Genomic DNA, 18,051 nt, shown 5'->3' on the forward strand with positions numbered 1-18,051 from the left:
GCACATGACCCCGAGGACAGCCCGGCCGCCCGGCGGTGTGCATGCCGTGGAGCGCGCCGCCGACCTGCCCCGTCAGGCGTGGGACGCACTGACCCGTCCCAGCGATGTCTTTCTCTCCACCCACTGGCTCGACGTGGTGGAAAGCACCGCGGGCGTCGCGATGACCTACCTGTGGGTTGAACGGGCGGGAGTTCCCGTCGCGGGCCTGGCCACCGCGTTGGCCACCGCATCGGTGCCCTGGGCCCTCGGCAGGCCCGATGTCGTCCTGCGCAACAGCGCGGATGCGGACCTGACCGGAGCGGCCGACTATCTGGCCGGCCTGCCGGCGGAGCCGGTCTCCTCTCTCATGCCGTCCTTGGTGGCGGGCGGGCGGCACCTCGGCAACACGCGCGTCCTGTACGGGCCGCAGGCCACGGCCGGGGACCTCGACACCCTCGTGGCGGCCGCGGAGAGCCGGGCACGAGATGCCGGCGCCGCCAGCATCGCCTTCCTGTACCTGGACGAGAACGACCGTCTGCTGGCGTCCGTCCTGGCCACGCGCAGATACGCGAGTTACACCTCCGGCCGGTACAGCTCGCTGCACATACCGTCGGACGGGTTCGACGGCTGCCTTGCGTCCCTGCCGCGCAAACGACGCGTGTCCATCCGCGCCGAACGGCGCAAGCTCCGCGATGCCGACACCTCCGTCGCTGTCGAATCGCTCGACCGTGCCGATCTGCCCCGCTTCGCCGAGCTTGAGGCTGAGCTGCTGCGCAAGTACGGCATCGACTGGCGCCCCGACCAGTCGCTGCCGCAGCTGCGGCAGGTCCGCGACCGCTTCGGCGAAGATGCCTTCGCCATCGTGGCCCGCGGCGACGGGCAGATCCGCGGCTTCGGGCTGGTCCTGCGTCACAAGGGCCACTGGTACGCGCGCCAGACGGGCTACGACTACGCCTACCAGCGGAAGTCCGGGCTTCCGCTGTACTTCGAGCTCCTCTACTACCGGCTCGTGGAGGAGGCTGCCGCCGCCGGTGTCACCACCGTCCATTACGGGCTGGGCAGCGAGGAGACCAAGCGCTCCCGCGGATGTGCCGTGACCGACCAGCGTTGCCACCTGCTGCGGCTGTGAGACCGGCGCTCCGCGTCGGCGAAAGTCCACCCATCATCGAAAGGAGCGGCGTGTCGCACCGGACCCGCACGTCGGGAGTGTTCGTCGTCGTCGAGAGCGGCCTGGGAGCGTTCGGCCTCACACCGCTGCAGGCGGCACGCGCCCAGGGGTTCCATACCGCGTTCGTCACCGGCAGCGTGTCCCGCTATGTTCCGGACTCCCACGCCCGGGAAGCGTTCGCGGCATGCGTCGACGAGGTCGTCGAGGCGGACACACATGACAGCGCCGCGGTACTCGCTGCCTTGAAGTCCACCTACGACGAGGGGGAGTTGCGGGGAATCTACTCGACCACCGACTACAGCACCGCCGTCGTGGCCGAGACCGCGCGCGCACTGGGCCTGCCGGGTCTCTCACCGGATGCGGCGCACACCGCCCGGAACAAACTGCGCACACGGCAGGCCGCCGAGGCGGCACAGGTGCCCACGCCTGCCTGGGCGTGGGCACGGTCCGAGAGCGAGGCCGTTGCCGCGGCGGAGCGCATCGGGCTGCCCTGCGTCGTGAAGCCCATGACCGAGGCCGGGAGCGTCGGTGTCAGGCTGTGCCGCACCACGGAGGAAGTAGCAGCCCACTACCACTCCATCGCCTCGGTCCCCACCGACTACCGCGGCGGCCGGCGCACCCCGGGCGTACTGGTCGAGGAGTACCTCGTCGGATTCGAGGTGAGTGTCGAATCGGTCACCGTCGAGGGGGTACGAACCGTACTCGGCGTGACCGACAAGGCGCTCGGCCCGCATCCGCACTTCGTCGAGCTCGGCGAAACGTTTCCCTCGATTCTTCCCGACAGTGTCCAGAAGCAGTGCACCGCCACGGCGGCCGCCGCGCTCGACGCGGTCGGGCACGACTTCGGAGCGGCCCATGTCGAGATCAAGATGACGGCGACGGGCCCCAAGCTCATCGAGGTCAATGCCCGTATGCCCGGCGCCCAGATCACACGTCTCATCCACGAGAGCACGGGGCTGCATCTGCAGCGCGAGATGGTACGTCTGCACACCGGACGGGAACCGGACCTCACCCTGAGTCCCCGGGGCGCCGCGGCCTCGCGCTACCTCACGGCTTCCCGGGACGGCGTGGTGCGCGCGGTCTTCGGGGCGGACCTGGTTCATCGCAGTCCCGGGGTGGTGCTGATGGATCTGCACGTCGCTCCCGGCGACCGGATACGTGTCGCGGAGAACAACGTCGACGTGCTCGGCGGCGTGGTGGCCGTCGGGCAGGACAGCGGCGAAGCCGTTCGCCGGGCCGACGCGGCCATGGGCCAACTCGGAATCGAGGTCGGCTGATGTCCGGTACGACGCCTGTGTCCACCACGTTCGGCCCGTTTCCCTGGTCCGGACGGACGCTTCCCGACCTCTGGGCCGAGGCCGTCCTTCGGTCCCCGGACCGGAACGCCCTGGAATGCGACGGCTCGTCGATGAGCATGGCGGAGATCGACCGGTGCAGTGGCCGGGTCGCGGCCGGGCTGGCCGCAGCCGGCATCGGCCGTGGCGATGTCGTCGCTGTCGTGGTCGGCCGAAGCGTGTTCCTTCCCGCCGCTCTGCTGGGGGTGCTGCGCTGCGGCGCCGCTTTCGTCCCGGTCGACCCGGCCTACCCGGACGAACGCCGTACCTACATGCTGCGGGACTCGCGAGCGCGGGCGATGGTCACGCTGAGCCACCTCGCGCAGAGCATGGAGGAGACCCAGCCGACCGTCCTCCTGGACGCGCCGGGCACCAGCCACGTGGACGGGGTCCAGTGGACGGCCGCTCCGGGCGACCTGGCGTACGTCATGTACACCTCCGGTTCGACGGGCAGGCCGAAAGGCGTCGAGATCAGCCACCAGGCCCTCTCGAAGGGAGTGCTGGCGATGAGCTCCGTCGTACGTCCGTTCCCCGGCGACACCTGGCTCTCCGTCACCTCACCCTCCTTCGACCCGAGCCTGGTGGACCTGTTCCTCCCGCTCCTGACCGGAGGCCGTCTGGTCATCGCCACCGATGACCAGGTCGTCGCCGGAGACGCCTTGCACGCACTGCTGATGAGCAGCGCCGCGACGGTCCTGCAGGCCACTCCGCTGACGTGGCGGATGCTGCTGGCCGACGGGTGGCGGGGCCGGCTCCGCACCGCCTTGTGCGGCGGAGAGGCCATGCACGTGGACCTGGCGGCGGCCCTGGGGGAGCGATGCGAGGAGGTGTGGAACATCTACGGTCCGACGGAGACCACGATCTGGTCGACGGCGCACCGCGTCACCTCCGCCGACACCGCGACCGTGCCTGTCGGCCGTCCCCTGCCCGACACCGAAGTCCTCGTCCTGGACGAAAACCTGGCCCGTGCGCAGCCGGGCGCCGTGGGAGAGATCTGGATCGGCGGTACCGGGGTCGGCCTCGGCTACCGAGGGCAGGATGAGCTGACCGCCGACCGTTTCCCGCCCCATCCTCTCGGACCTCCGGGAGAGCGGATATACCGCACGGGCGACCTGGGACGCCGGCGTGCGGACGGAACCCTCGAACTGCTCGGCCGGGCCGACAGTCAAGTCAAGATCAGGGGACACCGTGTCGAGCCCGGCGAGGTGGAGCACCGCCTGTTGGAGCACGGCGATGTGGAGAGCGCGGCCGTGATCGCCCACAGCCCGCCCGATCAGACGGATGCCCGTCTGGTCGCGTACGTACGGCTCGTGGCGCCTGGCACCGTCACCCCGGCGCAGTTGCTGGACTTTCTGCGCGCACGGCTCCCCGGCCATCTGGTGCCGTCCTCGGTGACCGAGGTGGAGCAGTGGCCGCGTACACCCAGCGGGAAGATCGACCGCAACGCATTGCCCCGACCGGACGCGGCCACCGCCTCCGCGGATGCCGGCTGCACGCCCTCCTCCGGTGCACCACCGCGAACCGCGACGGAACGCGCCCTGGCCCGCATATGGGAAGAGATACTCGGCCACGGGCCCGTCGCGCGGACCGACGACTTCTTCGCCCTGGGCGGGCACTCTCTGCTCTCGATGCGGCTGATCGCCCGCATACGGGAGGAGTTGGGCGCGCAGATCGCCGTACGCGACCTGATCGCCACCCCGATCCTGTCGGGGCTGGCGGACCGGGTCGCCCAGGCCCCGTCCACCGCATCACCCAGGGTGCCCGCCGGGCCGCCCGGGCCTGCGGGGCTCCTTCCGGTCTCCCCGGAGCAGGCGTTCCGGCTGGCCCGGGAACGCTGGCGCGCTCAGCAGAATCTCGGCCCAGGGACGCACAACGTCTCGGCCGCCTGCCGGGTCGACGGCCGACTGTGGCTGGACGCCCTGGAGCAGGCGCTGACCGATGTGGTCACACGTCACGAAGCCCTGCGGACCCGCTTTCTGGTCGACAACCGCGGCACCGAACGGCAGGAGATCACCCCGGTCCGGCCGGTGCGGCTGCTCCACCGGACCGTATCCGGGGACGAAGGCCTGCCGACCACAGCCGTCGCCGAGCTCGCGAACGCCCCCTTCGATCTCACCTCCGGCATGCTGTTCCGCGCGGCCTTCTGGGACTGCGGCGACGACACAGGCGTCCTGCTGATCACCTGCGACCACGTGGTCTCCGACCAGGTCTCCATGGCCGTTCTCCTCGGCGATCTGCAGCGCGCCTACGCGGCACGCCGCACCGGCACGCCTGTGGTCTGGGACGGGCCGGAGCCGAACTACCGCGCCTACCTGCGGGACGAAGCAGCATGGCTGGCCTCGCCGGAAGCCGATGCCGTCATCGAGGAATGGCGCAAGGAGCTGGACGGCACCCCTCCGTACTGGCCCATGACCGACCTGATCCGGCCCGCTCCTCCCGTGGAGCGCCGCTTCCTCGCCGGTGAGGAACCCGTCGCCCACCTGTCGCGTGAGACCACCGACGCTCTGACCAGCATGGCCAAGGAATGCAGAGCGTCCCTCTTCCACTGTCTGCTGGCCCTGGTCGCCGTCGCCCTGTCCGACATCACCGGACAGGAGCGGACAGGCGTACTCACTCCTATGGCCAACCGCGAGGCCGCGGGCTCGGGCGGGCTGGTCGCCTACACCGCGAACAGCCTGCCCGTGATCCTGGAAACGGTCTCCTGCACTTCGTTCGCCGACCAGATCGAGCAGGCACGCGACCGGGCGGTGAGCGTCCTGGCCCGCCAGCGGCTGCCTCTCGCCGAGGTCGTACGCAGACTGGACCCCGAGGCGTTCGGACGGCCGTCGCCCGCGCCGTACATCCTGGTCAACTACATCGAGACGAACCTTCAGCACCGGTCCACGACCCTCGTGCTCAAGGGAACGACCACCACACCGCTGGCCCTGAGCACCGCACTGGCGCCGGCGCCCGTCATCCTCGCGTTCCTCCAATCTCCGCAGCAGCTGACCGTACATCTCTCCTACGACCGTGACCTCATCACGGCCGCCACCGCACGCCGTCTCCTCGACACCGTCATCAGCCTCGCGCGGCAAGCCGCAGACACACCCGGTGCCCAGGTCGCCGATCTGCTCGCCTCGACGGGACGAATCCGATGACAACCACCGATGTCAAGGACCCGGAGGAGCGAGCTTCGGCGTTCCCCAGAGGGCCCGGGGTCATCTGGTTCGGTGCGGCCGGATGCGTCAACGCCCTGGGCACAGGGTTCTTCTATCCGTTCTCCCTGCTGTTTTTCACACAGCTGTCGGGGCTCTCGCTCAGTACGGTGGGCTTGGTCCTGACATTCACCACGCTCACCGCCCTGCCCGGGCTGCTTGCCATCGGGCGGCTGGTGGACCGGTTCGGGCCCCGGGCCGTGATCATCGCCTCGACGGCGCTCCGCGCCGGATGCTTCGTCGGCTTCGTCTGCCTGCACGGCATCGTCCCCCTGGCCCTCTTCAGCGTGGCACTCGCCCTGGGCAACCGTGCCGAGCAGGCAGCCGGCCCCCTCCTCGCGGTCGCCTTGGCGCCCAAAGGGCAGAGCAGCCGGTGGCTCGCGCTGTCACGGGTCGTCTTCAACGCCGGAATGGGGGCGGGTGCCCTCTTCGCCGGCCTGCTGGTCGTCGACACGACGTCGGGCTTCATCTTTCTCGGCATCGTGAACGCTGCCAGCTTCCTGCTGGCCGGCGCGCTCTACATGCGTGTACCAGGCACGGCCCCCGCCCTGCGGCACACGAGACCCGGCCTCTCCGGAAGCGCACGCATCCGCCCGTGGCAGAACATTCCGTATCTGCGCGTGGCCGGAGCCAACGCCCTGCTGTGGACAGCCGCGCTCACGGTGGAGAGCGCACTGCCCGTCTTCGTCCTACGGGATCTGGAGCTGCCGTCATGGGCCGTGGGCGCGCTGTTCGCGGTCAACACGGTATTGCTCACCGTCCTGCAGCTGCCAGTGAGCCGCGTACTGGACCGCTTCCGGCCCACCGCTGTCCTCGCGCTCGGTGGTCTCTCGTACCTCGTGCTGTACGCGGCATCAGTCCTGGTCTCCTCCGCTTCCCAACACGTCCGGCTCGCCGTCCTGGCAGCGGCGATGGCGGTGTACACGGTGGGGGAGATGGCCGTTTCCCAGGGCGCCATGGTGTTGCTCACCAGCCTTCCGCCCGATGCGGAACAAGGCCGCTACATGGCGTTCAACCAGGTCTTCGTCGGCACGGCCACGGCGCTCGCGCCGCTTCTGGCAACGAGCATGCTCGACTACTGGCCGACCGGCCTGTGGTGGACCCTCGCGGCGATCAGTGTGGTCGCCGCTCTGCTCGCCGGCCGGGGCGCCACGCTCGGCAAGCAGTAAGCGGGGCTTCGTCAGGTCTTCCTGTGCTCGCTGGTCGGGGACATGTTTGAAATGTGGGCAGGAGGCACGTCGCGGGTCTCCGTGTCCCGTTGGCGGAATCCGTGGCATAGGTGTTCACGTCGGTTCCAGGGAGAGACCAGCGTGCACAGGTGAATGTTTTTTGTGGGGGCTGGTGACGAAGGCTGTCATCGCTGCGGCGTCCGGTGGGTGGGACGCGGCGGCCTCCTGGAACCCCGTCAGCGGGCCTTCCGGCAGGGACCGGGTCAGCGGGCTCTGTCGGCCATTCTGCTCGTAACCGTTCTCGTTGAGGTCTCGGCACTCGTCACAACCCGAGTGCGCTGCGCCGTCTTTCCCGTTGAACCGCCTATGCGGCAGCGCTACGGGTGTGCCTGCTGCTGGCTATCACGAAGGGTGGCCGCCTGGGGGTGGCTCAGCGGTACGACGCTGGCGCTCTTCCTGGGCGCCGCGCTCCTGCTGGCCGGTCCCGGAGTGCTGGAACTGCGGCGCGCAGGTCCCCTGGTGGATCTGCGGGCAGCCGTGCGTCGTCCGGTCCTCCTGGCCAACACCGCCGCGCTCGGCATCGGAATCGCTTATTTACACCGTGTCCCTGGCGGCCCCGCAACTGCTCCAGCTTCCTATGGACACCGGCCATGGGCTGGGCCTGTCGATGGTCGGTGCGGGAGTGTGGTAGCAGACCTCCTCACGGAAGGCGTCTGAAAGTCTTACGTCAGCTTCATGACGTAAGGGGGGTGGACTCGTCTCTGATGCCGTGAGATGGCTAACGCGCGTCGCGCAGCGGCGGTACGGCGGGCACATCCGGGGCGTCGCGGATGTTCTCGGCGGTCAGCTTGAAGCCGTCGGGGTAGGCGGCGCGGGACGTGCGGCGTGCCGGTTCGCTGGTGCGCCAGCAGTACAGGCACTGCTCGCACTGGAGGACGTCCCACACCCCGGGGACGGGGGAGGTGAACAGTCGCGCGATCGCGGGGTGGGCGCAGCGGGGGCAAACGGTCTTCTCGGGCGTCTTCTCGGACATGAGGCTCCTTGTGCGGTCGGGGCCGGGACGGCCGGAGTGGCCGGCGGTCCCGGGTCAGCGGTGGGCGGCGAGTCGCTGGAGGCGGTCCAGCCAGGCGGCGGCCTCGGGCAGGTCGCGGACCGGGTTGCCGTAGTTGCCGCGGTGGTCGGGGGCGACGGGGGTGGTGGCGTCGATGACGAGCTTGTCGGTGATGCCGGGGTGCTGTGCCTGCGGCGCGAGTTCGAGGACCGAGAGGTTGGGGATGCGGATCAGGTCCCCGGAGGGGTTCATCTTGGTCGACAGCGCCCACATGACCTGGGGCAGGTTGAAGGGGTCGACGTCCTCGTCGACGACGATGACGGTGGTGGCGTAGCCGAGGCCGTGGGGCGTGGTCAGGACGCGGAGGCCGACGGCCTTGGCGAAGCCGCCGTAGCGTTTGGCGGTGGAGACGATGACGACGAGGCCGTGGGTGTACATGGCGTTGACCGCCCGCACCTCGGGGAACTCCTCCTTGAGCTGCTGGTACAGCGGTACGCAGGTGTTGGCGGCTATCAGGTAGTCGACCTCGGTCCAGGGCATGCCGAGGTAGAGGTGCTCGAAAACCGGCCGGGTGCGGTAGGAGATCTTGTCGACGCGGATGACGGGCATGTTGCGGCCGCCGGAGTAGTGGCCGGTGAACTCCCCGAAGGGCCCCTCGATCTCGCGCTTGCGGCCCTCGATGACGCCCTCGATCACCACTTCGGCGCCCCACGGGACGGGCAGCCCCGTCAGGGGGGCCGGCGCGACGGGGGCGGGGGCACCGCGCAGGGCGCCGGCGAGTTCGTACTCGTTCTCGTCGTACTTCATCGGGGTGGACGCCACGATGGAGATCACCGGGTCGTTGCCCAGGGTGATGGCGACGGGCAGGTCCTCCCCGGCCCGCTCCGCCTTGTGCAGGTGCTGGGCGATGTCGTGCATGGGCACGGGCTGGAGGGCCAGCTCGCGGCTGCCCTTGACCTCGATGCGGTAGATGCCGACGTTCTGCTTGCCGCTGTGCTCCGGGTCCTCGGGATCCTTGGAGACGACCGCGGCCTTGTCGATGTAGAAGCCGCCGTCACCGTCGTTGAGGCGGAACAAGGGCAGCACCCGGAAGATGTCGACTTCGTCGCCGTCCATGGTGTCCTCGGCCCACGGCGGGTCCTCGCGCCACTCGGGGGCGACGGGGAAGTCGTTCCAGCGGCGGATGAACTCCTCCACCTGCCGCTTGACGGGGGTGTCCTTGGGCAGGCCCAGGGCCAGGGCGTGGTTGGCCCAGGAACCGTGGACGTTCAGGGCGATACGGGCGTCGGTGAAGCCGGTGACGTTGTCGAAGTACAGCGCCGGGGCCGCGTCGCCCAGGCGGGGGGCGGCGTTGGCGGCCGCGGCCAGGTCGGGCTCGGGCATCACCTCGTCGGTGACGCGCAGCAACTGGCCTTCCCGCTCCAGGGCGTCGAGGAAACTGCGCAGGTCGTCATAGGCCATGAAAAGGCTCCTTCGGGTTGCTGTCGAACGCGTGGGGGTCCTAGGCGGCGGGCCGTTCCCGGCGGGCCTCGCGCATGCCCTGCCAGCGCCGGGCGGCGGGCGCCGGGAGGCCGAACTGGTCCAGGACCCGGGCGGTGATGTGGTCGACGATGTCGTCGACGCTCTCGGGATGGTTGTAGAAGGCGGGCATGGGCGGGACGATCTGGACGCCCATCCGGGCCAGCGCCAGCATGTTCTCCAGGTGGATCTCGCTCAGCGGCGTCTCCCGCGGCACCAGCACCAGTCGGCGCCGTTCCTTGAGCACCACGTCGGCGGCCCGGGCCACCAGGCCGTCGGCGTAACCGGTACGGATCCCGGCCAGCGTCTTCATCGAGCACGGCACGATGACCATGCCGTCGACGCGGAACGACCCCGAGGCGATCGGCGCGCCCTGGTCCTCAGGCGCGTGGACGTGGTCGGCCAGGGCGGCGACCTCCCGCGCCGAGCGTCCGGTCTCCAGCTCGATGGTCGACCGGGCCCAGCGGGAGCAGACCAGATGCGTCTCGACCTCCGGCAGCTGCTGGAGGTTCTCCAGCAGCCGGACGCCGAACACCGCGCCGGTCGCTCCCGTCATCCCGATGATCAGCCGCACGGCAGCCCTCCTCCACACGGACCGGACCACCGGCCCTCACTGATGCTTTTCGGTCGCCGAGCGGCAACGGGTCCGGGAGCGCCGCTTCTCCGGCAGCTCGCTGTTCCGGCGTCTCATCGCCACCTGCTCGCACCCCAACGCTAAGGCGGCGGCAGAAGGGCCATCCCCTACACTTGGGACACGCCATGAAGAAAAACGGACACGCAGGGGAGAGCGGAGCGGCCGACGGCATCACGGCCGTCCCCTACCGCCCCACTCCCGGCTCACCGCCCGGCGTGGAGGTGCTGGACTTCCCCCGCCTCGCCGCACGGGCGCGCGGCCACGGCTTCGACCCCTACCGGCCCCGTCGCCCGGCCTTCCACGAGCTGCTGACCGTCACCACCGGAGCCCTGCGCTGCTCCGTCGACTTCAGCACCCTCGACGTCACCCCCGGCAGCTGGCTATGGGTACGGCCCGGACAGGTTCTGCAGTTCCTCACGCCCCTGTCCGAGGCCGAGGGCACCGCGATCCTCTTCCCGTCCGGTTTCCTCAGCCCCGCCACGGTCTCCGTCACCGGCGCGGACGACCACACCCGCCGCTGCCTGCTGCGGCCCCCCGCCCGCCGGGCACCCGCCCTCGGCCACGTCCGCAGGGCGCTCGAAGAGGGCTACGGCGATGTGGCCATGCTGCCGCTGGAGGCCCACATCGAAGCCATGCGCAGCCTCCTGTCCGCCCTGCTGCTCCACCTCGCCCACCCGGACGGCTCCCCACCGCCCGACGGCTGCGGCGACGAGCCATTCCGCCGATTCCGGCAGGCCGTCGAGGAGAACTTCCCCCACACCCACCGCGCCGAGGACTACGCCGCCCGGCTCGGCTACAGCGTGCGCACCCTGACCCGCGCCACCCGGGCGGCCGTCGGCTGCGGAGCCAAGCGCTTCATCGACGACCGTGTCCTGCTGGAGGCCAAACGTCTCCTCGCCCACACCGCCCTGCCCCCCGCCGTCATCGGAGAACGCGTCGGCTTCCACCACGCCACCGCATTCAGCGCCTTCTTCCGCCGCCGTACCGGCACCACGCCCACCGCCTTCCGCGCCCGGGCCACCGGCACCGCACCCGCCTCCCGCCACTCCGCATGCCACCCGACGGCACCACCGTCTCGAACCTCGCCCGCCGGATGAACGTCGCCCGGCGAAGCGCCCACCAGACCGTCCACGCCCTCCTCGGCATGGGCCTGCTGGAACAGATCCCAAACCCCGCCTCCGCCCGCGGCCGCATCATCGTCATGACTGCCGAAGGCCGGCGCGTGCACCGCCTCGCCCGCACGGTCGCGGCGATGTTCAAGGGATGGGCGCCGGAGCTCGTCGCCCTGGTCGCCGACAGCGACATCCCGCCGATCTTCCGCCCCTTGTACGGGCTGCCGATCGGACACCGCTGGGACCATATACCCGGGGTCACGCTCATCGGAGACGCCGCCCACCTGGCACCGCCGGACGGCGAAGGAGCGAACTGGGCGCTCTTCGACGCAGGCCGGCTCGGCAACGCCATCGCCGAACAGCCCGAGAACATCGATGCGGCCATCCGCGCCTACGAAACCGCGCTCTTCCCACGGAACATCGACACCGCGACCGCCGCCGCGGCCTACTACCCCGAATTCACACCCCACTGAACTGACCACAGCACCTGGACAAGCCGGAGAATTCACCGCAGGCGCTGGACGCGGTCGGTCGGCGAGGAGTATGTCCGGCCGACGCCGGGAGCGGCCGGCGACGCCGGCCACAGCCGAGACCTTCTCCAACTGCGGCAGCAACTGTATGACGCCGTTGCGGTTTCCGCCGGTCAGCGACACCGCGAGCGGGACGCCCTGAGCGTCGGTGATGACGAGGTGCTTGCTGCCCGGCCGTGCACAGTCGACCGGGCTCGGCCCGCTTTTGCCGCCGCGCCGAGCGACCCGCACATACGAGGAGTCGGTCACCGCCCGCGACCAGTCCCGCTTCTTCGCCGACCGCGACTTCTTCAACAGCAACAGGTGGGGCCGTCCCGGGCCGGGTCGGGGCCCCGTATCGCGTCCATCACGGCGGTGAACTGGGTGCAGTCGCCTGTGTTCCCGCCGGTGACGGTGAAGGCGAGCGGGCGGCCCGGGGCGTCGTAGGCCAGGTGGATCTTGCTGGTCAGACCGCCCCGGACCGGCCGAGACCCGGGGCGGAGCCTCCTTTTCGGGCCCCGGCAACATGCTGTGGGCACGGACCACGGTGGAGTCGATCGACACGAGCCAGCCGATGACGCCGGCCGCGTCCGCCTTCGCCTGGGCGGCCTGGAGCATCCGCTCGAACGTGCCGTCCAGGGCCCACCGGCGAAACCGGGTGTGCAGGGCCGCCCATGGGCCATACCGCTCGGGCACGCCCCGCCAAGCCGCCCCGCCAAGCCGCCCCGCCAAGCCGTCCCGCCAAGCCGTCCCGGTACTTAACTTCCACACGATCCCGCTGAGCACGGTGCGGTCGTCCAGCCGCTTCCTGCCCCGCAACGACGCGGGCAGCAACGGCCGGACGAACTCCCACTCGGCATCCGGGAGCTCATGTCGACGCAGCACCCGACCATGATCCACCACGCAAGATCATTTGAAGACGCCACCTAGGGCGAGGACCAGTTCGGTCGGCAGGCCGGGTACGCAATAGGCAACCAGGGCGACGGCGGCTGCGGCGATGCCGTACAGCCGGGTGCTGTGCGTGGGGGAGATCCGTGGGGAACAGGTTGTGCTTGCGGTTGAAGCCGGCGACGGCTTGTTCGGCCAGCTGCCAGCAGTTCATCCGCTCGACACTCGACAGCAGCCCGAGCAGGTAGGCGCGGGCGGTCGCCCGGGGCTCCGCCCGCCCGAACCGTCCCGCGATCCGGGCCATGCACCGATCGGACATCGCCCGCCAACCGGCAGGGCCTGCGCTGTAGCCTGCGGCCACCGCACGATCTTCAGGAGTCCACACAACCCCCGATGATCACGCGGTGGCCGTACCCGTTCCCCGCCGGGTCCGCGGCAAGAACGCGAAACCTAACCGAGGTATCAGGAGTGATCGAACAGAGCGACTACGCTCTGCGGTGCTTCCCGGCCGAAAAAGATCTCCAGGTTCTGCGCCGAGCGGCCGGCGGCGTCGCTACTACGCAGGAACAGCCGCTCTTCGTAGGCGCTGAGCGCGACCTCGATGTCGGGTTGCTCAACCAGCTCGTTCGCCAGGTCCGCGCCGTCGTACATGGCGAGGTTCGCGCCCTCCCCGGCAAAGGGCGACATCAAATGCGCAGCGTCACCGACGAGCGTCACTCCGGGCACCCTGTCCCATTCAAGCCCGACGGGAAGGGCGTAGATGGGCCGGAGCCACGGTTCCACGTCGCTCTCTGTCACGAAGGCGGTGAGCAGCGGCGACCAGCCGTCGAACTCGTCGGCAAGTTGACGGAGGCCCGCGGACGGGTCGCCGAAGTCGATCGACTTCATCCACTCCTCGGGCTTGTCCAGCGCCACGCATCCGCGCACGTGCCCGTCGGCGTAGCGATGGACGATGATGCCTTTGCCCGGCGCGACCGCCATCAGCGTGCCGTTGCTGATCGCAGCCACGCTCGTCAGGCAGTTCTGGGCGCCCGAGGTGAGGGCGATCTCGATGAAGCAGGTTCCGCTGAAGACAGGCTCGGCGGGGGTGAGCAGCGGACGCACCTTCGACCAGGCACCGTCCGCGCCGATGACGATGTCGGCGCGCGTGGCGGAACCTTCCGCGAAGGTGAGGACGTAGCCGCCCTCCGGACGGTGCCGGACCGAGGCGAGTTTGTGACCCCACCTGATCGTCCCGGGCGCCAGCGAGTCGATGAGCAGGTGCCGCAGTTCGCCACGATCCACCTCTGGACGGGCCGAACCGGGGTCCGCAGGCATGTCCAACAGGATCGTGCCGTGGCGGTCGACCACGCGCTTGGCGTCCTCGCCCGGGCGGACCAGACGGAGGAACTCGTCGTACAGACCAGCTGCGCGAAGCGCGACCTGGCCGGTGTCTTCGTGGATGTCCAGCAGGCCGCCCTGTGCGCGGGTCGTCGCCGAAGCCTCACCCTCGTAGATCGTCGCGGCGACGCCGTGGGCCTGAAGCACCCGGGCGAGCGTCAGCCCGCCCAGTCCCGCTCCGACAATGGCGATGGTCTTCTGCATGCTGCGCTCCTCTGTAGCGCCGACACGCGTCGGCGATGGTCAGCGCCGTGAGCGGACAGGATGTCCGGTCCCGGCAGGAGACGCTCACCGATCAGAACCATCTGCATCGATGTATGCGCGACGCCCGGCGGGCGGACCCGCGAGACATCGTTTTTCGCGACCCGGTGACTATAACCCGGCAGCTGGGAGCGGAATGGGAGTCGACCAAGGAAAATGCCCGCGTGGAGGTGCCGGAACCTGCCGGTTTCTGCGTGTTGGTGCTAGCCGGAACGCGCAGCTCCCGGGGCCCGGAACCGTTCCCTCAGCCCGCCGATTCGCCCGCGTGCGGGCTCAGTACGCCTGCGCCCACCAGCGCGAACAGGGCCACGCCGAGCAGGATGCGGTAGATGACGAAGGGCATGAAGCTTTTGGTGGTGATGAATCGCATGAACCATGCGATGACCGCGTAGCCGACGACGAAGGCGATGAGGGTGGCGAGGACGGTCGGGCCCCAGGAGACGTGGCTCGCGGTGGCTTCGCTGCCGAAGGCGTCCTTGAGTTCGTAGACGCCGGAGGCCAGTACGGCGGGGATGGCGAGGAGGAAGGAGTAGCGGGCCGCGGACTCGCGGGTGTAGCCCATCAGGAGGCCGCCGCTGATGGTGGCGCCGGAGCGGGAGACGCCCGGGATCAGGGCCATGGCCTGGCAGACGCCGTAGAGCAGGCCGTCCTTCACGTTCAGGTCGGTGAGGTCCTTGCGCTGCTTGACGGCGCGGTGGCGCCCGCCGCACTCGTCGCGGGCGGCCAGCCGGTCCGCGATGCCCAGGACGACGCCCATGACGATGAGGGTGGTCGCGATCAGGCGCAGGTCTCGGAAGGGGCCTTCGATGGCGTCCTTGAGGGTGACGCCCAGGACGCCGATCGGGATCGATCCGACGATGACCAGCCACCCCATCTGGGCGTCGTGGTCGTGCCGCAGCTCGCGGTTGAAGAGGGAGCGCGCCCAGGTGCCGACGATCCGTGCGATGTCCTTGCGGAAGTAGATCAGGACGGCGGCCTCGGTGCCGATCTGTGTGATCGCGGTGAAGGCCGCACCGGGATCCTGCCAGCCCGCGAACGCCGCGGTCAGCCGCAGGTGCGCGCTGGAGGAGATGGGCAGGAACTCGGTCAACCCTTGGACCAGGCCGAGGATGAAGGATTCAAACCAGTGCATCGAAACTACGCTATCCAGAGGGTGATCAAGCGCTTACCCGGCGCGGACGCGGGTCGGGCGGCACGAGGACGGAAGGGACAGGAGTGCGTGCGGATGGTCGGCGGGTGCGGCGACCGGCTGTGGGGCAGCGTAGCGCCCGGAAGTGTCCGAGTGGTCAAAGGGCTCTTTCCGGGCGCCCGCCGGTCAACGCCCCCGGAGTGACGCCCGCTTGCGCCAGGCCACGGCCACCGCGGCCAGTCCGGAGAGCACGATGAAGCCCGTGGAGATCAGGAAGGCGGGCGAGGTGGGCGACGAGGCGCGGGCGCCGGCGATGACGTACGCGGCGGTGTTGGGCACGCTGCCGAGCGTGGTGGCCAGCAGGAAGGCGCCCCAGCCCATGCGGGAGACGGCGGCGCAGTAGTTGGTGGCGCAGAACGGCAGGCCGGGGAAGAGGCGGATCGCCATCATCGAGCGGAAGCCGTGCTCGCTGAGCTGCCGGTCGGCGGCGGTCAGCCAGCGGGCCCGCAGCAGGGGCCGCAGGGCGTCCTGGCCGAGCAGCCGGCCGAGCCCGAAGGCGAGCCCCGCGCCGAGGACCGTTCCGGCCAGGGCGGAGAGGAAGCCGGGCAGACTGCCGAAGATCGCACCGGCGGCTAGGTTCAGGACCGGGCGGGGGACGAAGGCGGTGGTGCACACTCCGTACGCGAGTCCGAAGATCACCACGGCGCCGCCGCCGGCCCACGCCGGCGGCCATCCGTGGGCGAGCAGCCGCTGCGGCTGCCAGACGATCATCGCGATCGCGGCCCCGGCGAGCAGTACGAGGAGTACGGCGAGCCGGGCCCAGGGGGAGAAGAGCACACGCGTGCAGCGCGCGGCGAGGCCGTCGGGCGTTGCGGCGGGTTCGAGCATCCCGGGAGCGTAACCGACAAGGGTGGCGGGGAGATGGATTCACGGTCGCCCGGGACCGAACCGGGAGGGGCGGACCCCCTCGCAACGTATCGGCCACTCCCGTGACGCACCGGCCGCCCTTCCCGAATAAATCGTTCGACGCGAGCCCTCCCCGCACGAGATCCTTGCGCCATGTTCCGGCAGTCGTATCTCGCGCTCACGTCCGCAGTCGCGGACGCGCCGAGGGCTGCCGTCGACTCGATCGCGGCGCTCATCGCCGCCCTCAGGGCCGAGGCCGACGCCGTGCAGTTCCCCGGCGTCGCCCTGGCCGCGGACACCGTCGCAGCAGGCACCGCTCCCGCCGCGGCCGCGGCCGGTGCGGCCGTCCCCGCGATCGACGGCGCGCGAAGCTGACCCTCTCCGGATCGACCGGCGAACCCCGCAGGGGGAGGGTCGGCGGGGTTCAGGGGTTCCCACGGCGGCGCATCGGACCGCCGTACTCACCGCTTCTCCGCGAGGAACGACAGCCATGCCCAAGACGGCATACGTGCGCACCAAGCCCCACCTGAACATCGGCACCATGGGCCACGTCGACCACGGCAAGACCACCCTGACCGCCGCGATCACCAAGGTGCTCAGCGAGCGCGGCAGCGGCACCTTCGTGCCCTTCGACCGGATCGACCGGGCTCCGGAGGAGGCCGCGCGCGGCATCACCATCAACATCTCGCACGTCGAGTACGAGACCGACACCCGGCACTACGCCCACGTCGACATGCCGGGCCACGCCGACTTCATCAAGAACATGGTCACCGGCGCGGCGCAGCTGGACGGTGCGATCCTCGTCGTCTCCGCGCTCGACGGGATCATGCCGCAGACCGCCGAGCACGTCCTGCTCGCCAAGCAGGTCGGCGTCCGGTACGTCGTCGTCGCGCTGAACAAGGCCGACGCGGGCGACCCCGAACTGACCGACCTGGTGGAGCTGGAGGTCCGCGAGCTGCTGTCGGCACACGGTTACGACGGGGACCACGTACCCGTCGTACGGGTCTCCGGGCTGCGCGCCCTGGAGGGGGACCCGCGGTGGAGCCAGGCCATCGAGGCGCTGCTCGACGCGGTGGACACCTACGTGCCGACGCCGGAGCGCTACCTCGACGCACCGTTCCTGCTGCCGGTCGAGAACGTGCTGACCATCACCGGTCGCGGCACGGTCGTCACCGGCGCCGTGGAGCGCGGCACGGTACGCGTCGGCGACCGGGTGGCGGTGCTCGGCGCGGACACGGAGACCACCGTGACCGGCGTGGAGACCTTCGGGAAGCCGATGGAGTCGGCCCAGGCCGGGGACAACGTCGCACTGCTGCTGCGGGGTCTGCACCGGGACCAGGTGCGCCGGGGGCACGTCGTCGCGGCGCCGGACAGTGTGACGCCGCGGCGGCGGTTCACCGCCGAGGTGTACGTGCTGTCCACGGAGGAGGGCGGGCGCCGCACGCCGCTGTCCACGGGGTACCGCCCGCAGTTCTATATCCGTACGGCGGACGTGGTCGGCGACGTCGACCTCGGCGGGCGCGCCGTCGCCCGGCCCGGTGAGACGGTGACGATGACCGTCGAGCTGGGACGCGATGTCCCGCTGGAGCCCGGCCTCGGCTTCGCGATCCGCGAGGGCGGCAGGACGGTCGGGGCGGGGACGGTCCGCACGGTGGAGGGATAGCCGGGGGAGCGGGGGCCGGGGCGGGGGCGGAGCCGTAGCGGCACCGCGCCTGCTCCGGCCCCGCGGGCCGGTCCCGATCCGCCCTCCCCCGGTCCGTCCGGCCCGCTCCACGCGGTTCGTACGGCGCGCCGGGTACCGGAACGGTACGGCTGCCAC

General features: G+C 70.4%; 14 protein-coding genes and 1 pseudogene. 8 read left to right on the forward strand and 7 right to left on the reverse strand.

Features of this window, described 5'->3' with window-relative positions; genetic code table 11:
* Positions 1 to 4 precede the first annotated feature (4 nt).
* Genes ACH4FX_RS30580 through ACH4FX_RS30595 form a run of 4 tightly spaced genes read left to right on the forward strand, consistent with a single transcriptional unit; the run spans position 5 to position 6,844 of the window.
* Positions 5 to 1,108, forward strand: a complete 1,104-nt coding sequence (locus ACH4FX_RS30580) for a GNAT family N-acetyltransferase (protein ID WP_398484378.1) — start codon at positions 5 to 7, stop codon at positions 1,106 to 1,108.
* A gap of 50 nt (positions 1,109 to 1,158) precedes the next feature.
* Positions 1,159 to 2,424: an ATP-grasp domain-containing protein gene (locus ACH4FX_RS30585; protein WP_398484379.1), complete on the forward strand. Its 1,266-nt coding sequence runs from the start codon at positions 1,159 to 1,161 to the stop codon at positions 2,422 to 2,424.
* Positions 2,424 to 5,618, forward strand: coding sequence for an amino acid adenylation domain-containing protein (locus ACH4FX_RS30590; protein ID WP_398484381.1), 3,195 nt, complete (start codon positions 2,424 to 2,426; stop codon positions 5,616 to 5,618). The genes ACH4FX_RS30585 and ACH4FX_RS30590 overlap by 1 nt, the downstream gene beginning before the upstream one ends.
* Positions 5,615 to 6,844, forward strand: coding sequence for an MFS transporter (locus ACH4FX_RS30595; RefSeq protein ID WP_398484383.1), 1,230 nt, complete (start codon positions 5,615 to 5,617; stop codon positions 6,842 to 6,844). Before ACH4FX_RS30590 ends, ACH4FX_RS30595 begins: the two co-directional genes overlap by 4 nt.
* A gap of 778 nt (positions 6,845 to 7,622) precedes the next feature.
* Here ACH4FX_RS30595 and ACH4FX_RS30600 read toward each other — a convergent pair.
* From ACH4FX_RS30600 to ACH4FX_RS30610, 3 genes are read right to left on the reverse strand one after another with little or no spacing between them, the layout of a single operon-like run.
* Positions 7,623 to 7,877 (reverse strand): non-oxidative hydroxyarylic acid decarboxylases subunit D, encoded by a 255-nt coding sequence (locus ACH4FX_RS30600; RefSeq protein WP_398484385.1) that lies wholly within the window; start codon positions 7,875 to 7,877, stop codon positions 7,623 to 7,625.
* Between the two features lie 54 nt (positions 7,878 to 7,931).
* Positions 7,932 to 9,356: a non-oxidative hydroxyarylic acid decarboxylases subunit C gene (locus ACH4FX_RS30605; RefSeq protein ID WP_398484387.1), complete on the reverse strand. Its 1,425-nt coding sequence runs from the start codon at positions 9,354 to 9,356 to the stop codon at positions 7,932 to 7,934.
* A gap of 40 nt (positions 9,357 to 9,396) precedes the next feature.
* Positions 9,397 to 9,987, reverse strand: a complete 591-nt coding sequence (locus ACH4FX_RS30610) for a non-oxidative hydroxyarylic acid decarboxylases subunit B (protein WP_398484389.1) — start codon at positions 9,985 to 9,987, stop codon at positions 9,397 to 9,399.
* Between the two features lie 185 nt (positions 9,988 to 10,172).
* Between ACH4FX_RS30610 and ACH4FX_RS30615 the strand changes: the two genes are divergently transcribed.
* Both ACH4FX_RS30615 and ACH4FX_RS30620 read left to right on the forward strand, forming a co-directional pair.
* Positions 10,173 to 11,144 (forward strand): AraC family transcriptional regulator, encoded by a 972-nt coding sequence (locus ACH4FX_RS30615; RefSeq protein WP_398484391.1) that lies wholly within the window; start codon positions 10,173 to 10,175, stop codon positions 11,142 to 11,144.
* Positions 11,099 to 11,632 carry a hypothetical protein gene (locus tag ACH4FX_RS30620; protein ID WP_398484535.1) on the forward strand — a complete coding sequence of 178 codons (534 nt, stop codon included), beginning with the start codon at positions 11,099 to 11,101 and terminating at the stop codon, positions 11,630 to 11,632. The genes ACH4FX_RS30615 and ACH4FX_RS30620 overlap by 46 nt, the downstream gene beginning before the upstream one ends.
* Positions 11,633 to 12,295: 663 nt before the next feature.
* Here the strand turns inward: ACH4FX_RS30620 and ACH4FX_RS30625 are convergent.
* The 4 genes and pseudogenes from ACH4FX_RS30625 to ACH4FX_RS30640 all read right to left on the reverse strand — a co-directional run.
* Positions 12,296 to 12,571, reverse strand: a pseudogene (locus ACH4FX_RS30625) (transposase); the annotation flags it as partial.
* 447 nt (positions 12,572 to 13,018) lie between these two features.
* On the reverse strand, positions 13,019 to 14,140 hold the full coding sequence (locus ACH4FX_RS30630) for an FAD-dependent oxidoreductase (protein WP_398484393.1): 1,122 nt from the start codon (positions 14,138 to 14,140) through the stop codon (positions 13,019 to 13,021).
* Positions 14,141 to 14,441: 301 nt separating this feature from the next.
* Positions 14,442 to 15,329 (reverse strand): undecaprenyl-diphosphate phosphatase, encoded by an 888-nt coding sequence (locus tag ACH4FX_RS30635; RefSeq protein WP_398484395.1) that lies wholly within the window; start codon positions 15,327 to 15,329, stop codon positions 14,442 to 14,444.
* 183 nt (positions 15,330 to 15,512) lie between these two features.
* On the reverse strand, positions 15,513 to 16,214 hold the full coding sequence (locus tag ACH4FX_RS30640) for a TVP38/TMEM64 family protein (protein ID WP_398484396.1): 702 nt from the start codon (positions 16,212 to 16,214) through the stop codon (positions 15,513 to 15,515).
* A 171-nt stretch (positions 16,215 to 16,385) separates the two neighbouring features.
* Between ACH4FX_RS30640 and ACH4FX_RS30645 the strand changes: the two genes are divergently transcribed.
* Together ACH4FX_RS30645 and tuf are read left to right on the forward strand one after the other, a co-directional pair.
* Positions 16,386 to 16,607 carry a hypothetical protein gene (locus ACH4FX_RS30645; RefSeq protein WP_398484398.1) on the forward strand — a complete coding sequence of 74 codons (222 nt, stop codon included), beginning with the start codon at positions 16,386 to 16,388 and terminating at the stop codon, positions 16,605 to 16,607.
* 115 nt (positions 16,608 to 16,722) lie between these two features.
* Entirely contained in the window at positions 16,723 to 17,895 is a 1,173-nt protein-coding gene (gene tuf / locus ACH4FX_RS30650) for an elongation factor Tu (protein ID WP_398484400.1), read from the forward strand.
* Positions 17,896 to 18,051 lie beyond the last annotated feature (156 nt).

The sequence above is a fragment of the Streptomyces sp. NPDC018019 genome (genome assembly GCF_044327805.1).
GTDB lineage: Bacteria > Actinomycetota > Actinomycetes > Streptomycetales > Streptomycetaceae > Streptomyces.

Excerpts from the sequence above, each read along its gene's own strand:
- ACH4FX_RS30580 (WP_398484378.1), top strand. The coding sequence starts at position 5 with ATGACCCCGAGGACAGCCCGGCCGCCCGGCGGTGTGCATGCCGTGGAG.
- ACH4FX_RS30590 (WP_398484381.1), top strand. The coding sequence starts at position 2,424 with ATGTCCGGTACGACGCCTGTGTCCACCACGTTCGGCCCGTTTCCCTGG.
- ACH4FX_RS30595 (WP_398484383.1), top strand. The coding sequence starts at position 5,615 with ATGACAACCACCGATGTCAAGGACCCGGAGGAGCGAGCTTCGGCGTTC.
- ACH4FX_RS30600 (WP_398484385.1), bottom strand. The coding sequence starts at position 7,877 with ATGTCCGAGAAGACGCCCGAGAAGACCGTTTGCCCCCGCTGCGCCCAC.
- ACH4FX_RS30605 (WP_398484387.1), bottom strand. The coding sequence starts at position 9,356 with ATGGCCTATGACGACCTGCGCAGTTTCCTCGACGCCCTGGAGCGGGAA.
- ACH4FX_RS30615 (WP_398484391.1), top strand. The coding sequence starts at position 10,173 with ATGAAGAAAAACGGACACGCAGGGGAGAGCGGAGCGGCCGACGGCATC.
- ACH4FX_RS30620 (WP_398484535.1), top strand. The coding sequence starts at position 11,099 with ATGCCACCCGACGGCACCACCGTCTCGAACCTCGCCCGCCGGATGAAC.
- ACH4FX_RS30630 (WP_398484393.1), bottom strand. The coding sequence starts at position 14,140 with ATGCAGAAGACCATCGCCATTGTCGGAGCGGGACTGGGCGGGCTGACG.
- ACH4FX_RS30635 (WP_398484395.1), bottom strand. The coding sequence starts at position 15,329 with ATGCACTGGTTTGAATCCTTCATCCTCGGCCTGGTCCAAGGGTTGACC.
- ACH4FX_RS30640 (WP_398484396.1), bottom strand. The coding sequence starts at position 16,214 with ATGCTCGAACCCGCCGCAACGCCCGACGGCCTCGCCGCGCGCTGCACG.
- ACH4FX_RS30645 (WP_398484398.1), top strand. The coding sequence starts at position 16,386 with ATGTTCCGGCAGTCGTATCTCGCGCTCACGTCCGCAGTCGCGGACGCG.
- tuf (WP_398484400.1), top strand. The coding sequence starts at position 16,723 with ATGCCCAAGACGGCATACGTGCGCACCAAGCCCCACCTGAACATCGGC.